The following is a 15,008-nucleotide window of genomic DNA, read 5'->3' as shown; positions in this document are numbered from 1 at the left end:
GGTCGATCTTCTGGGGGCCAGTAATCCAGGAGGCCGCCCAGGCGTCAAGAGAGCCGGGCGTCAAGAGAAAAGCATTGCTTTGAAGGACCGCCAGTTGTGATGATCTTGTACATGAGGGCCATGCGGACATTCAGCGCGCACGACGGGACCACGCTCGCCTACCACCTCGTGGGCGAGGGCGAGCCCCTGATCTGCCTGCCCGGCGGCGCCATGCGAGCCTCCGCCTACCTCGGTGACCTGGGAGGACTCTCCGCGCACCGCCAGCTCGTCCTCCTCGACCTGCGCGGCACCGGCGACTCCGCGGTCCCGGCCGACCCGGCGACGTACCGCTGCGAGCGGCTCGTCGCCGACGTGGAGGCGCTGCGTGAGCGTCTGGGCCTGGAACGCATGGACGTGCTGGCGCACTCGGCGGCGGGCAGTCTCGCCATGCTGTACGCCGCCGCCCACCCCCACCGCGTCCGCCGCCTCGCGCTCGTCACGCCGACCGCGTGGGCCGCCGGGGTGGCGGTGACCGCCGGGGACCGGCGGTCGGCGGCGCGGCTGCGGAAGGACGAACCGTGGTTCGAGGAGGCGTACGCCGCCCTCGACGCGCAACTGCGCGGCGCCGACACGACCGGCTCGGCCTATCCGTTCTTCTACGGACGCTGGGACGCGGCCGCCCGGGCGCACGCCGCACAGAGCCCGCGGCAGCTGAACCGGGCGGCGGCGCAGGTGTTCGCCACGGAGAGCACCTTCGACCCGCCGGCGACGCGCGCCGCGCTGGCGGCGTTCGAGGCGCCCGTTCTCGTGCTCGCCGGGGAACGCGACGGCGTGCCCACCCCGGAGCGCGCGGCCGAGATCGCCGCGCTCTTCCCCGGCGCCGAGTCGGCCGTACAGCCCGGCGGCGGGCACTTCCCGTGGCTCGACGACCCCGGCTGGTTCGTCCGTACGGTCGGCACCTTCTTCGACGCCGGACTGCGCAGCGTACGGGCGAACGGCATCCGCATCGCGTACCGCGCCTGGGGCGACCCCGCCGCACCGCCCGTCGTACTGCTGCACGGCAGGTCCGGGAACAGCGCGCACTGGACGCCCATCGCCGAGCGGCTCGCCGCCACCCGCCGGGTGTACGCCTTGGACCTGCGCGGCCACGGGATGAGCGACTGGCCGGGCAGCTACACGTACCCGCGGATGCGTGACGACGTACGGGGATTCCTCGACGCGCTCGGCGTGGAGCGTGCGGACATCGTCGGGCACTCCATGGGCGGCATGGTCGCTCTGCTGGTCGCGCAGGCGTACCCGGAGCGGACCGGCCGCCTGGTCCTTGAGGACCCGCCCGCGCCGTTCCCCGCCGACCCGTGCCGCCCGGAGCCGTACCGTACGGGCGACGAACCCGGCTTCGACTGGGAGGTCGTGCCCGCGACGGACGCGCAGTACAACGACCCGGACCCGGCCTGGGCCACGGGGCTGACGGGCATCACCGCGCCCGTGCTCCTGCTGGCCGGCGGCCCCAAGAGCCACCTGCCGCAGGACCCCCTCGCGCGGATGGCGGAACTGATTCCCGGCTGCCGCCTGGTGACCATCGACGCGGGGCACCTGATCCATCAGGACGCGCCCGAGGAGTTCCTCGCGGAGCTGAAGGCGGCGGGCTGCTACTGACGCGATGTCAGCAATGCGGTGCTCCGGCGGTACCCCGGCGGGCGCTCACCGGCGGCGCGTGCGCGTGGTCCTGCGCCAGCCGAAGGGGCCCGGCAGGTCCATCGAGGTGGTACGGCGGCCCGTGCTGCTGGTGGTGCGCCGGGGGCCGTTGCTGCCGCCGGTCGTGAGGGACCAGGAGCGACGGTTGATGTTCAGCCGCACCCCAGGGAGGATCCGGAAGCTCTTGCGGAAGGTGATCGGCATGGTCGACGTCCTTCGGGGAGAGGGGTAATTCGCGGGAGGGGTAAGAGGCGCGCGCTGTACGGGTTACCCCTACTGCCCGGACCATGCCCCTCCGGCCGCGCCGACCGCCCGCCCCGGCACGCCGAATCCCGCTGGCGTTCAGTCCTCCACTGCCCGCACCGGCCCCGTCGCGAGGACGGTCGCGATCGTGTCCGCCTCGGCGGCCGGTTTGTCCTCCCGGTAGCGCACAACGCGCGCGAAACGCAGCGTCACACCCTCCGGATAGCGCGTGGACCGCTGGACCCCGTCGAACGCGATCTCGACGACGAGTTCCGGACGTACGGTCACCACATGGCCGTTGTCGCCGGTCGCCAGCTCTTGAAGCCGCCGCGTCTGCCAGTCCAGCATCGCGTCGGTGAGGCCCTTGAACGTCTTGCCGAGCATGGCGAACGTGCCGTCGGCCCGCCGGGCGCCGAGATGCAGATTGGAGAGTTTGCCGGTACGCCGCCCGTGGCCCCACTCGGCGGCCAGTACCACCAGGTCGAGCGTGTGTACGGGCTTCACCTTGAGCCACGACGTGCCGCGCCGCCCGGCCTGGTACGGCGCGTCCAAAGCCTTGAGCACCACCCCTTCGTGGCCGCGCCCCAGCGTCCGGGCCAGGAACTCCCCGGCCCGCGGCGCGTCGTCGGCGCCGGCCACCTCCGTCCGGCGTACGCGCATCGGCTCGGGCACCAGCCGCGCCAGCCGCTCGTACCTCTCCCGGTAGGGCAGATCCAGGAGGACCTCCCCGTCGAGCGCCAGTACGTCGAAGAAGACGGGGGACAGGGGCAGTGCTTCGCGCGCCGCCGCCACGTCGAGGCGGGAGCCGACGCGGCCCGCGATGTCCTGGAAGGGCAGCGGCCTGCCGTCCGGGCTGAAAGCGATGACCTCACCGTCGAGAATGAATCCGTCGCCGGTCAACTCGGCCGCGACGGAGGTGAGTTCCGGTACGCGGTCCGTGATGTCGTCAAGGGTGCGCGTAAAGACGCGCACCCGCTCGCCGTCGCGGTGCACCTGCACCCGGATACCGTCCAGCTTCTCCTCCACCGCGCACGGGCCGAGCTTGCCGACCGCCGCATCGACGCTCTGGCCGGGATGCGCGAGCATCGGCGGCACGGCGCGGCCCACCTGGAGGGTGAACTCCGCGAGCGCCGCCGTCCCTTCGCCCAGCAGCGCCCGGCCGACCTCGACCAGGGAACCGCCCAGCATCACCGCTCGCCGCACATCGGCGGCTGGCACCGACGCGGCCGCCGCCAGTCCCTCCGCCGCCAGCGCGTCCAGCGCGCCCTGCCGCACCTCGCCCGTGAGCAGCCCGAAGAGGAACTTCTGCTCCTCTTCGGTCGCCGCCCCCATCAGCTCCCGCACCAGCCGCGCCCGCCGCGCCTGCGCTCCGGCCCCGGCGACCTGCGCGAACGCGGTCAGCACCGCGTCCACCTCGCGCACGGTCAGCGTGGGTGAGGCGGCGGGCGTGACGGGCTCCCGCAGCAGGCTCCAGCCGATCCCGATGCGCCCCTGGGGGAGGCGGCCCGCCAGGTACGGGACCACGATCGGTACGTCGTCGGGCCCGGCGCTGCGGAAGAGCTCCGCAAGGAGCGCGGTCTTGCGCGAGCGGGCGGACGTCGAGGCGATCTCCAGCGAGACCCGGGCGAGTGTGGCCAGCAGCATGCCCCCATCCTGCAACGGTGCCGACCGCCCCGCAGTCCTTTTAAGGTCGGGCTGTGGCCCTCTTCCGTATCGAACGCCGAACACCTCTCTCCGCCGACGAGGCATGGCGGCGCCTGACCGTGTGGGAACACCACGCCGCCCAGGTCCCGCTCACCCGTATCACCGTCACCACCCCACCGCCGACGGCCACCGGGACGGTGCTCGTGGCCCGCACAGGCATCGGGCGCGTCGGCTTCGCCGATCCGATGGAGGTCGTGGCCTGGGACCCGCCGGTGGCCGGGGGAGCCGGGCACTGCCGGCTGGAGAAGCGGGGCGGGGTGGTGCTGGGATGGGCCGAGATCGGCGTACGTCCGGTTCCTGGCGGGGCCCTCGTCGTCTGGACCGAGGACCTGCGGCTGCGGGGACTTCCCCGTGCGTTCGACAAGGTGGTCGAGCGGGCGGGCCGTCTGGTGTTCGGGCGGGCGGTCACGCGTCTGCTCGGTTCCCCGCCCGGCCGGTGAACCGGCTTGCCGGACCGTCACGTGCTTCCCCGCCCCGGCAGGAGCGGCGAACGGCCGTGCGATCGGGTGACTCTTGGCGTGGGACGACATGCCGGGGCGGCCGGGAGGTTAATCGTGCGGTCATGAACCTTCAGCCCACTCATGTGTACCGCGCCGCCGTCCCGCAGGCCCGGCGCGTCCGTATCGCCGCCCTCTGCGCCGTAGCCGTCGCCGCGCTCGTCAGCGGCTGCGGGAACAGCGGTGACTCCAAGACGCCCCGCGCCGCCGCCGGGCAGCCAGAGGTGCGGCAGACCACCTCGCCGAGCCCCACGGGCTCCCCCCGGCTCACCGAGGACCAGGCCGCGCGCAAGGCCTTGGTCCCGACCGCCAAGGTCACCGCCGACAAGGCCGCCGCCACGGCCGTGGGTGAGGTGCCGGACAGTGCGCTGCTGTCGATCGAGCTGAAGCGCTCGGCCGGCGGCGCCGCCACCGCGAGCCCCGCGAGCCCCGACGGCAGCCCGAGCCCGAGCCCCAGCCCGCGTGCGGGTGGCTCGGTATGGGTGGCTGAGGTCTCCGAGAAGGACGGTACGGAGCACACCGTCCGCATCGACGCCGCGTCCGGCGACGTGATCCGGTCCCGGACGGACCCGGGTCAGGACGCCGACGACAAGCGCGAGCGGGCCGAATGGCTCACCAAGGTCAAGCAGACTCCGGAGCAGGTGGCCAAGGCCGCCACCGACCGGAAGAAGGGCACGGTCACCGCCATGGAACTGGACGACACCGACAGCGGTGACGTCATCTGGTCCGTCGACGTCGTGACCACCGACGACTGGAACAAGACCACGTTCGACATCGACGCGGCGACCGGCGACATTCTGAGCGAGGACGTCGACCGCGACTGACGCGCCGCCGCCACCGGGCGCGGTGACGCGGAGGCGGACCGGCGGCCGGCTAACGGCCGCCGGAGCCCGCCGCGACCGAACGGGCCCACCGGTAGTCCGCCTTGCCGCTCGGTGAGCGCTGTATCTCCGTGGCTATCACCAGCTGCCGGGGAATCTTGTATCCCGCGAGCCGGGACCGGCAGTGTGCCTGGATGGCGTCGAGGCCCGGCGCTTTCGCGCCCTCGCGCACCTGCACCACGGCTGCCACCCGGTTGCCCCACTTGTCGTCCGGTACCCCGACGACCAGTGCGTCGTACACATCCGGATGGGACTTGAGCGCCTGCTCGACCTCTTCCGGGTACACCTTCTCGCCGCCCGTGTTGATGCACTGCGAGCCCCGGCCGAACACGGTGACGATGCCGTTCTCGTCCACCGTCGCCATGTCTCCCAGCAGCACCCACCGTTCGCCGTCCGCCTCGAAGAAGGTCTCGGCGGTCTTCGCGGGGTCGTTGTAGTAGCCCAGTGGGACATGCCCGCGCTGCGCGATGCGGCCCACCTCGCCTGGCGCGACCGGAGCGTACGTCGCCGGATCGACCACGGCGGTACGGCAGTTGACGCGCAGCCTGAAGCCCCTGCCGGGACCCGAGTCGTCCGTCGCCGTGCCGTTGAAGCCGGACTCCGACGACCCGAAGTTGTTCAGCAGCATCGCATTGGGCACCAGCGCCTGGAACTGCTCGCGCACCGTCTCCGACATGATCGCGCCCGACGAGGAGACGCTGAACAGCGACGAGCAGTCGGTGCCCTTCATCGGCCCGCTCAGTGCGTCGATGAGCGGCCGCAGCATCGCGTCCCCGACCAGCGACACGCTGGTGACCTTCTCCTTCTCGATCGTACGGAGCACCTCGTGCGGCACGAACTTGCGGTGGACGACGACCCGCTGGCCGAAGAAGAACCCGATGAACGCGGTGAGCGTCGACGTGCCGTGCATCAGCGGGGGAGTGGGGAAGAAGGTGATCCCGTCGCCCCCTGCCGCCACCCGCTCCGTCAGCTCCTGCGGGGATTTGACCGGCTCACCGGTCGGCGCGCCGCCGCCGAGCCCGGCGAAGAACAGGTCCTCCTGCCGCCACATCACACCCTTCGGCATGCCGGTCGTACCGCCGGTGTAGATGATGAACTGGTCGTCGGCCGAGCGCGGCCCGAATCCCCGCCCGGCCGCCCCGCCCGCCTCGGCCTCCGCGAACGGTACCGGTGGGATCGCGGGCTCCGGCGCGCCGCCGGGGGGCGTACCCACCCGTACGAGATGCCGGAGCTTGTCCGTCCGGGGCAGGGCGGCCGCGACGCGCTCCGTGAACTCGGCGTCGAAGACCAGCGCCACCAGGTCGGCGTCGCGGTAGAGGTGGACCAGCTCCTCCGCCACGTAGCGGTAGTTGACATTGACGGGGACGACGCGCGCCTTGAGGCAGCCCAGCACGGTCTGGAGGTACTCGATGCCGTTGTAGAGGTGCAGCCCCAGATGCTCGCCCGGCTTCACGCCCGCGCCGACGAGGTGGTGGGCGACGCGGTTGGCCGCCGCGTCCAGCTCGGCGTATGTGAGCCTGCGCTCCGCGCCCGTACCGGGATGATCGACGTACACGAGCGCCTCACGGTCCGGGACCGCGTCGACGACCGACTCGAACAGGTCGGCAAGGTTGTACTCCACCGTTCCTCCTGACCGGGCTGCGGTGTGCTCGACGGTCATCAGAGCAAAGCCCGCCACAAGTGGGAAGAGGTCGGACCCAATAAAACTGACTAGGTGTCAGAAAACTATTGAAGTGGGCGCCGCCCTACTGCAACCTGTTCTCGTTCCTGAGACGGGAGGCAGTCAATGGGTGGTACGGAACACATCGCCGTGGAGCGCGAAGGCGCCACGCTGGTCCTCACCTTGAACAGGCCGGAGGCGAAGAACGCGCTGTCGCTGCCGATGCTGGTAGGGCTGTACGACGGCTGGCTCGCCGCCGACGCGGACGACGAGATCCGCTCCGTCGTACTGACCGGCGCGGGCGGCGACTTCTGCGCGGGCATGGACCTCAAGGCCCTCGCGGGCGACACCGGGATGGGCGGCGGCGATCAGTACCGCGACCGCATGAAAGCCGACCCCGACCTCCACTGGAAGGCGATGCTCCGCCACCACCGCCCCCGTAAACCTGTCGTGGCCGCCGTCGAGGGGTACTGCGTCGCCGGCGGTACGGAGATGCTCCAGGGCACCGACATCCGCGTCGCGGCCCGGAGCGCCACCTTCGGCCTCTTCGAGGTCAGGAGGGGCCTGTTCCCCATCGGCGGCTCGACCGTACGCCTGCCACGCCAGATCCCGCGTACGCACGCCCTGGAGATGCTGCTCACCGGCCGCCCGTACTCGGCGCCGGAAGCCGAACGCATCGGGCTCGTCGGCCACGTCGTCCCCGACGGCACCGCCCTCGACAAGGCCCTCGCCATCGCCGAGCAGATCAACGCCTGTGGCCCGCTCGCCGTCGAGGCGGTCAAGGCGTCGGTGTACGAGACGGCGGAGATGACCGAGACGGACGGCCTCGCGGCCGAACTCGTGCGCGGCTGGCCCGTCTTCGACACCGCCGACGCCAAGGAGGGCTCCCGCGCCTTCGCCGGGAAACGCCCGCCCGTCTACCGGCGGGCATGACCGTGCGGCCACCGCGCCGGCCAAGCCGCCCGACCTCCACCGGCATCCGCCGGAGACGACCCCGCGCGCCACGGAGAATGGAGCTTTGCCCATGACTGCCGCCCCCTCACCGGACGTGCTGCGTGCCCCGCTCGTTGTCGAATTCCCCTTCACCCGTTCCCTCGGCCCCGTGCAGAGCGCCTTCCTCACCGGCCTGCGCGAGCGCACTGTCCTCGGTGTGAAGACCGCCGGCGGCGGAGTGCTCGTGCCGCCCGTCGAGTACGACCCGGTCACCGCCGAAGAGATCCGCGACCTGGTCGAGGTCGCCCCGACCGGCACCGTCACCACCTGGGCCTGGAACCCGGCCCCGCGCCGCGACCAGCCGCTGCGCACGCCGTTCGCCTGGGTGCTGGTGAAGCTCGACGGCGCCGCCACCGCCCTCCTGCACGTACTGGACGCGCCGGGCCCCGACGCGGTACGCACCGGCATGCGCGTCCGTATCCGCTGGGCCGCCGAACCCACGGGCGCCATCACCGACATCGCCTGCTTCGAACCCTGCGAGCGCGAGGACAGCGGCGCGGCGGCCCCGCACGACGGCCGGTTCGCCGATCCCGTCACCGGCATCACCACCCCCGCCCGCCTCGACTACACGTACAGCCCCGGCCGCGCCCCCACCGACTACATCAACGCGCTCGCCGAGCGGCGCACCGTCGGCGAACGCTGCCCCTCCTGCCGCAAGGTGTACGTCCCGCCCCGCGGCGCCTGCCCCACCTGCGGCATCGCGACCGCCGAACGCGTCGAGGTCGGCCCCCGCGGCACCGTCACCACCTTCTGCATCGTCAACCTCAAGGCGCGCAACCTCGACATCGAAGTCCCGTACGTCTACGCGCACATCGCACTCGACGGCGCCGACCTCGCCCTGCACGGCCGGATCGGCGGCATCCCGTACGACCAGGTGCGCATGGGGCTGCGCGTCGAACCGGTGTGGACCGAGGGCGGCCGCTACCCCGACCACTACCGGCCCACCGGCGAACCGGACGCCGACTACGACGCGTACAAGGAGCTGATCTGATGCGCGAGATCGCGATCGTCGCCTTCGCGCAGACCGGTCACCGGCGGCGCACCGACGAGCTGTCCGAAGTCGAGATGCTGATGCCGGTGCTGCACGACGTCCTCGGGCAGACAGGACTGAAGACCAGCGATATCGGCTTCACCTGCTCCGGTTCGAGCGACTACCTCGCGGGCCGCGCCTTCTCCTTCACCATGGCCCTCGACGGCGTCGGCGCCTGGCCCCCGATCTCCGAGTCCCATGTGGAGATGGACGGCGCCTGGGCGCTCTACGAGGCCTGGGTCAAGCTCCTGACCGGCGAGGCGGACACCGCGCTCGTCTACGCGTACGGCAAGACCTCACCCGGCGAGATCCGCGACGTCCTCACCCGCCAGCTCGACCCGTATTACGTCGCCCCCCTCTGGCCCGACTCCGTGTCCCTGGCCGCGCTCCAGGCGCAGGCCCTGATCGACGCGGGCGACACCGACGAACCCGCCCTCGCGGCGGTCGCGGCCCGCAGCCGCACCGCCGCCGCGGCCAATCCGCACGCCCAGCTCAGCGGGCCCGTCCCGGCCGGCGACTACCTCGTACAGCCGCTGCGTACGGGCGACTGCCCGCCCGTGACGGACGGCGCGGCAGCGGTGATCCTGGCGGCCGGCGACACCGCGCGCGGGCTGTGCGCGCGCCCCGCCTGGATCCGTGGCATGGACCACCGCATCGAGGCGCACAGCCTGGGCGTACGCGATCTCACCGACTCCCCGTCGGCCCGGCAGGCCGCCGAGCGGGCCGGGGCCTTCGAAATCCCCCATGGCCTAAAGGGCATGGGAGGTGCCCCCTTCGTGGACACCGCCGAGCTGCACGCGCCCTTCACCTCGCAGGAGGTCGTCCTGCGCAAGGCGCTGCGCCTCGGTGACGACGTGAACGTCAACCCGTCCGGCGGGGCGCTCGCCGCCAACCCCGTCATGGCGGCCGGGCTCATCAGGATCGGCGAGGCGGCGGCCCGTATCCACCGCGGCGCGTCCGACCGCGCGCTCGCGCACGCCACCTCGGGGCCCTGCCTGCAGCAGAACCTCGTCGCCGTCCTGGAGGGGGAGTCATGAGCGGGACAGTCACGGGCAAGGAGCCCGTAGCGGTCGTGGGCATCGGCCAGACCAAGCACGTCGCCGCCCGCAGGGACGTCTCGATCGCCGGGCTCGTGCGCGAAGCAGCCCAGCGGGCCCTCGACGACGCCCAGCTGACCTGGGCCGGCATCGACGCCGTCGTCATCGGCAAGGCCCCCGACTTCTTCGAGGGCGTGATGATGCCGGAGCTCTACCTGGCCGACGCGCTGGGAGCCGTCGGCAAACCCATGCTCCGCGTCCACACGGCGGGCTCCGTCGGCGGATCCACCGCCCTCGTCGCCGCGAACCTGATCACCGCCCGCGTCCACGGCACGGTCCTCACCCTCGCCTTCGAAAAGCAGTCCGAGTCGAACGCGATGTGGGGCCTGTCCCTGCCCGTCCCGTTCCAGCAGCCCCTGCTCGCCGGGGCCGGCGGCTTCTTCGCCCCGCACATACGGGCGTACATGCGCCGCAGCGGCGCACCCGACACCGTGGGCTCCGTCGTCGCGTACAAGGACCGCCGCAACGCGCTCAAGAACCCGTACGCCCACCTCCACGAGCACGACATCACCCTGGAGAAGGTCCAGGCGTCGCCCATGCTCTGGGACCCGGTCCGCTACTCCGAGACCTGCCCCTCCTCCGACGGGGCCTGCGCGATGATCCTCACGGGCCGTACGGGCGCCGCCCGCGCGCCGCACCCGCCCGCCTGGGTGCACGGCGGCGCCATGCGAAGCGAACCCACCCTCTTCGCCGGCAAGGACTTCGTCTCCCCGCGGGCCGGCAGGGACTGCGCCGCCGACGTCTACCGGCAGGCGGGCATCACCGATCCGCGCCGGGAGATCGACGCCGTCGAGATGTACGTGCCGTTCTCCTGGTACGAGCCGATGTGGCTGGAGAACCTGGGATTCGCCGCCGAGGGAGAGGGCTGGAAGCTCACCGAGTCCGGCGTCACCGAGCTCGACGGCGACCTGCCCGTCAACCCGTCCGGCGGCGTCCTGTCCACCAACCCCATCGGCGCCTCCGGCATGATCCGCTTCGCCGAGGCCGCCCTGCAGGTGCGCGGCCAGGCCGGAGAACACCAGGTCGACGGCGCCCGCAGGGCCCTCGGCCACGCCTACGGCGGCGGCGCGCAGTTCTTCTCCATGTGGCTGGTCGGCACCGAACCGCCCCCCGGCTGAGAGGCCCGGCACAACGGACGGCTCGCCGCCCTCCCGTCGCGGCCTGTCCGTCACCGGAGACGATCGCTAGGCTGACCGGCGGACGACGAACCGGGAGGAGCAGGGACGTGGCCGAGAGCATCACCGCGCGGCGGGTTACGGGCTGGGACAAGCCGGAACTGGACCTGAGCAAAGCGGACTGGCAGTCGGGCAGTCAGGGGGCGGGCGACGTTCAGATCGCGTTCGTCGAGGGCTTCATCGCCATGCGCAACGCCACCGCACCCGGCAGCCCACTGATCTTCAACCCGGCCGAGTGGCGCGCCTTCGTCGTGAACGCGCGCAACGGCGCCTTCGACCTGACCTAGAGGCCGGACTGGGCTTTTCGCCCCGTCGCCCCGACCGTCGTACGGACTGGAACCGATCCGTACGGCGACCGGGGACCGGGGCCGGGAGCGGCCCCGCGCACGGGGCCGCCCCTGACGCCGGAAGGCCGTCCGGGCCACGTACCATGGCGACATGTCCTTCCTCCGCCGCCGCCCCTCCGCCACGCCCGCGGGCCCGGAATTCGATGTCCTGGCCATGGACCCGGGCGACTGGCCGGGCAACCTCGGGGCGGGCCTGCTGCCCGCGCCCGACGGCCGCTGCCAGGGTGTCTTCCTGCGCTACGACCTCTTCGGCGGCCGCGGCCCCGCGATGATCATCGGCAACCTGCCGGAGGGTTCGCCCGCCAGGGAGCTGGAGGAGGGCCAGGTGCCCTTCGAGGTGGCGCAGCTTCTCCTGGCGCTCGAGAACGACGAGCCCGTCACGGTGACCGGCAGCGAGGACATGCCGGTCATGCAGGGCGACAACCTCCTGATCGTGCGCCGGATCAAACTCTCCGAAACCCGCATCTCCTGCGTACAGTTCGACCGCAGCGACCATGTGCTCGTCACCATCGCGAGCTGGGACCGGCCGATCACCGACGACCTGTACGCGCTGCTGAAGCCCCTGCCCGCGGAGCTGTTCCAGCAGGGCTGAGCAGTCCCTGTGAGGCGAGGAGTGGTTGTGGGAGATGTGGACGTGGCGGTCGGGGAACCGGAAACGCGGTATCCGAAGGTGAGGAAGCAGCGCCCCTTCTGGCAGGAGATCCCGCTCCTCGTGGTGATCGCGCTGCTGCTGGCGCTGCTGGTGAAGACGTTCCTGCTGCAGGCGTTCTCCATCCCCTCGGACTCCATGCAGAACACCCTCCAGAAGGGCGACCGGGTCCTCGTCGACAAGCTGACCCCGTGGTTCGGCTCCGAGCCGGAGCGCGGCGAGGTCGTCGTCTTCCACGACCCGGGCGAGTGGCTGAAGAACGAGCCGGCCCCGCGGACCAACGCCGTTAAAAAAGCGCTCGGCTTCATCGGACTGATGCCGTCCGCCGAGGACAAGGACCTGATCAAGCGGGTCGTCGGAGTCGGCGGCGACACCGTGGAGTGCGGCGGCGCCGGCCCGCTCAAGGTCAACGGCAAGGCACTCGACGAGCCGTACGTCTTCCCCGGCAACACGGCATGCACCACTGACCCGGGCGGACAGTTCAAGGTCACGGTGCCCAGCGGCCACCTCTGGGTGATGGGCGATCACCGGCAGGCATCCGGCGACTCCCGCTACCACCAGCACGAGCCCGGCGCCGGCATGGTGCCCGTGGACGACGTGGTGGGGCGCGCCGTGGTGGTCGCCTGGCCGGTCGGCCGGCTCGACAACCTGCCGGTGCCCGCCACCTTCGGCCAGGCGGGCATCGACGTACGGCGCTGACGACGCCCCCCGGCCGGTGAACAGGCCGTACGCGTCGGCCCGTTCACCGGCGTCGCACAGTGCTACGCGTGCGCCGCGGCCGGCCGCCCCAGCAGGGTGACGATCCGGGCGGCCGAAGTCCCCAGCCCTGTCGGGCCGGTCAGGTGCCACGGGGCGCCGCCGGTGCCGCCCCGCAGGTCCTCGTCGTGGTAACGGACGCATTCGTGGTGCCAGTTGAGGATCCCGGCCAGCCAGTTCTGGAGCTCACGCACATAGCCGTCGAGGATCTCCCGCGCCTCGGCGTCCAGCGCGAAGTCCTCGTAGAGGACGGGCAGTTCGGCCTCGATGACATGCTGGAACTGCTCCATCCGCCCCTTCATCAGCTCGTGCACCATGTCGACGCCCGTCGGATAGTCCACCCCGAAGAAGTTCTGCACGACCAGGACGAGGTTGTGCACCTCGCCCTCGTACTCGATCTCCTTCTGGTACGAGAAGAGATCGTTGATCAGCGTGGCGTAATCGACCGCGGAGTTCTCCAGCGAGCGGATCGGCCCGCTCCGGTAGACGTCGTCGGGCACCCGGTCCCCGTGCGAGAGTCGGCACAGCCGCATCGTCATGTCCGCGCCGAAGGTGAACCGCCGCATCTCGATGTAGTCGACCGGGTCGGGAACGCGGTGCTGCGCCTGGTTCGCCAGCTCCCACTCCCAGCTCGCGATCATGTCCTCGACCGACTTGCGGAACGTACGCCGTGAAGCGTCGTCCATCGGCCCGGCCGTCCGTTCCCACAGGTCGGCGAGCCCCCGCTCCATCGCGTCGGACGGCTCCGGCGTGGGCTCACCGTCCAGCGGCATGAACAGCCGCAGCCGCTCGTTCGCCGCGTGCGCCCCGGCCAGGTCGCGGGTGCGCCCGTAGATCACGGGGTAGAGGTCGTCGCCGTACGTCCCCCAGGTCAGCCAGTTCGACGACAGGTCCAGCTCCTGCGGTGTCGCTTCCGGATGCAGGCCCGCCGAGCAGAGCGGCAGGTCGATGTTGCGCGCCCGCCGCTCGTCCCAGACGCCCGACCCCGGCCGCCCCGGCTGCGGCTCCAGCATCCCCATCCGCCGCGCCCACTCGATGTTCCGGTCCCGCGCGCCCGCCAGGTGCGGGCTGAGCGTGAGCCCGTACGGCAAGTCCAGGTCGGGCACGATGGACGGACCGACGTGCTGATACGGCACATGGCTGTGCTTGCGCAGGCGCGCCGCCTCGGCCCGCGGGGTGAGGCGAACCGTCGCCGCCGCCATCCCCCAGCCGCTCTCGGCGGGCCCGGCCGCCGCCCCGCCCCCGTTCATGTACCGGCTCGATCGCATGTGCCACTCGTGCCCGCCCGACTGCCAGTCCTGGAGACCCTTCGTGTACGCCAGTACGGCGGCGGTCTCGGCGGGGCTCAGCCCCTTCTCGGCGCACAGCGGCCCGACTTCGGTGAGCGCGGTGTGCTCGAACTGCTGGAGCCGCGACGTCAGCAGATCGTTGACGGCCTCGGCCGCCTCCTGTGTCGTACACCCCAGGAAGTGCTCCAGGACCAGTACACCGTTGCTGTTCTCCTGCTCGTCCTCGACCTCGCGCTGGTACGAGAAGAGGTCGTTGCGCAGATGCACCGCGTCCGAGAACGCGTCGCGCAGCACACCGAGCGGCCGCGAGTGGGCCACCGACGCCGGGACCTCCGCGCTCGCCGCGAACTCGACGATCCCCGCCGACCACGGCGCCCCGCCGACCTTCCGGCGCATCTCGATGTACTCGACGGGGTTGGCGATCCGCCCTTTGTCCATGTTGGAGAGTTCCCACAGGGATTCGTTGAGCAGGTTCCTGGTCGACTCGGCAAACCGCTCCCGCCACGCACCGGTCATGCTCGGCACGGTCCGCGCCCACAGGTCCGCGAGCCCCGCCTCGACCGGATTCTCCGGCTCCGGCGTACCGTCCGCCAGATCCATCGGCATGAACGCCGGCAGCCGGTCGAGGTAGCGCTTCCCGCCCTCCCGGTCCAGCGTCCGCTTGAAGGTCTCCAGGAAGTGGTCGTCGAAGAAGAAGACCCACACGTACCAGTCGGTGACCAGCGCCAGCACTTCGGCCGAGCAGTCGGGATGGGTGTACGCGCAGAGCAGTGCGTAGTCATGGGCTTCGAGGTCGCGCTCCTCCCAGATGCCGGAGCCTTCCAGCATCCGCATCCGGCGCGCCCACTCCCTCGTGTGCCGGCGCGCCTCGTCGACGTGAGGATTGAGCCGCGCCGGATACGGAACGTAGAAGTCCGGCAAGGTGAAGGGCTGCTGTGCCATGTACGTCCGGCCTTTCCATGACGTCCGCGCCCCCACCGCGGCGCGGACCGGTCAATTCCGGCCCAGCCCTA

The 15,008-nt window shown here is 71.6% G+C and carries 14 protein-coding genes; 10 read left to right on the top strand and 4 right to left on the bottom strand.

Going from position 1 to position 15,008, the window contains the following annotated elements; translation table 11 throughout:
* The first annotated feature begins 120 nt into the window (after positions 1-120).
* Entirely contained in the window at positions 121-1,635 is a 1,515-nt protein-coding gene (locus G412_RS0118645; RefSeq protein ID WP_028813395.1) for an alpha/beta fold hydrolase, read from the top strand.
* A 45-nt stretch (positions 1,636-1,680) separates the two neighbouring features.
* Here the strand turns inward: G412_RS0118645 and G412_RS0118640 are convergent, their stop codons facing one another.
* Together G412_RS0118640 and G412_RS0118635 are read right to left on the bottom strand one after the other, a co-directional pair.
* The gene (locus G412_RS0118640) at positions 1,681-1,878 is read right to left on the bottom strand and encodes a DUF4236 domain-containing protein (protein ID WP_028813394.1); all 198 of its coding nucleotides are present in this window, start codon (positions 1,876-1,878) and stop codon (positions 1,681-1,683) included.
* 138 nt (positions 1,879-2,016) lie between these two features.
* Complete coding sequence (locus tag G412_RS0118635; RefSeq protein WP_028813393.1) at positions 2,017-3,561, bottom strand: ATP-dependent DNA ligase; 1,545 nt, start codon at positions 3,559-3,561, stop codon at positions 2,017-2,019.
* 53 nt (positions 3,562-3,614) lie between these two features.
* Here G412_RS0118635 and G412_RS0118630 point away from each other — a divergent pair, with 53 nt between their 5' ends.
* Positions 3,615-4,061 carry a hypothetical protein gene (locus tag G412_RS0118630; protein ID WP_028813392.1) on the top strand — a complete coding sequence of 149 codons (447 nt, stop codon included), beginning with the start codon at positions 3,615-3,617 and terminating at the stop codon, positions 4,059-4,061.
* A gap of 122 nt (positions 4,062-4,183) precedes the next feature.
* The gene (locus G412_RS0118625) at positions 4,184-4,942 is read left to right on the top strand and encodes a PepSY domain-containing protein (protein WP_028813391.1); all 759 of its coding nucleotides are present in this window, start codon (positions 4,184-4,186) and stop codon (positions 4,940-4,942) included.
* 49 nt (positions 4,943-4,991) lie between these two features.
* On the opposite strand, the gene G412_RS0118620 is transcribed toward G412_RS0118625, so the two are convergent.
* Entirely contained in the window at positions 4,992-6,620 is a 1,629-nt protein-coding gene (locus G412_RS0118620; RefSeq protein ID WP_028813390.1) for an acyl-CoA synthetase, read from the bottom strand.
* Positions 6,621-6,785: 165 nt separating this feature from the next.
* Between G412_RS0118620 and G412_RS0118615 the strand changes: the two genes are divergently transcribed.
* The 7 genes from G412_RS0118615 (at position 6,786) to lepB (ending at position 12,649) form a co-directional block, all read left to right on the top strand.
* Positions 6,786-7,592, top strand: a complete 807-nt coding sequence (locus tag G412_RS0118615; protein ID WP_028813389.1) for a crotonase/enoyl-CoA hydratase family protein — start codon at positions 6,786-6,788, stop codon at positions 7,590-7,592.
* Between the two features lie 91 nt (positions 7,593-7,683).
* Positions 7,684-8,643, top strand: a complete 960-nt coding sequence (locus tag G412_RS0118610) for a Zn-ribbon domain-containing OB-fold protein (protein ID WP_028813388.1) — start codon at positions 7,684-7,686, stop codon at positions 8,641-8,643.
* On the top strand, positions 8,643-9,719 hold the full coding sequence (locus G412_RS0118605; RefSeq protein WP_028813387.1) for a thiolase domain-containing protein: 1,077 nt from the start codon (positions 8,643-8,645) through the stop codon (positions 9,717-9,719). Before G412_RS0118610 ends, G412_RS0118605 begins: the two co-directional genes overlap by 1 nt.
* Positions 9,716-10,897 carry a thiolase domain-containing protein gene (locus tag G412_RS0118600; RefSeq protein WP_028813386.1) on the top strand — a complete coding sequence of 394 codons (1,182 nt, stop codon included), beginning with the start codon at positions 9,716-9,718 and terminating at the stop codon, positions 10,895-10,897. Before G412_RS0118605 ends, G412_RS0118600 begins: the two co-directional genes overlap by 4 nt.
* Positions 10,898-11,004: 107 nt before the next feature.
* Positions 11,005-11,241, top strand: coding sequence for a DUF397 domain-containing protein (locus tag G412_RS0118595; protein WP_028813385.1), 237 nt, complete (start codon positions 11,005-11,007; stop codon positions 11,239-11,241).
* Between the two features lie 151 nt (positions 11,242-11,392).
* The gene (locus tag G412_RS0118590; protein ID WP_028813384.1) at positions 11,393-11,893 is read left to right on the top strand and encodes a glycosyltransferase family protein; all 501 of its coding nucleotides are present in this window, start codon (positions 11,393-11,395) and stop codon (positions 11,891-11,893) included.
* A gap of 27 nt (positions 11,894-11,920) precedes the next feature.
* Positions 11,921-12,649 (top strand): signal peptidase I, encoded by a 729-nt coding sequence (gene lepB, locus G412_RS0118585; protein ID WP_244283110.1) that lies wholly within the window; start codon positions 11,921-11,923, stop codon positions 12,647-12,649.
* 62 nt (positions 12,650-12,711) lie between these two features.
* Here the strand turns inward: lepB and G412_RS0118580 are convergent, their stop codons facing one another.
* The gene (locus tag G412_RS0118580; protein WP_028813382.1) at positions 12,712-14,937 is read right to left on the bottom strand and encodes a terpene synthase family protein; all 2,226 of its coding nucleotides are present in this window, start codon (positions 14,935-14,937) and stop codon (positions 12,712-12,714) included.
* Between the last annotated feature and the right edge of the window lie 71 nt (positions 14,938-15,008).

Source organism: Streptomyces flavidovirens DSM 40150 (assembly GCF_000429085.1).
In the GTDB taxonomy this organism is placed as follows: domain Bacteria; phylum Actinomycetota; class Actinomycetes; order Streptomycetales; family Streptomycetaceae; genus Streptomyces; species Streptomyces flavidovirens.
This window is presented reverse-complemented; position numbering and strand designations above follow the sequence as displayed.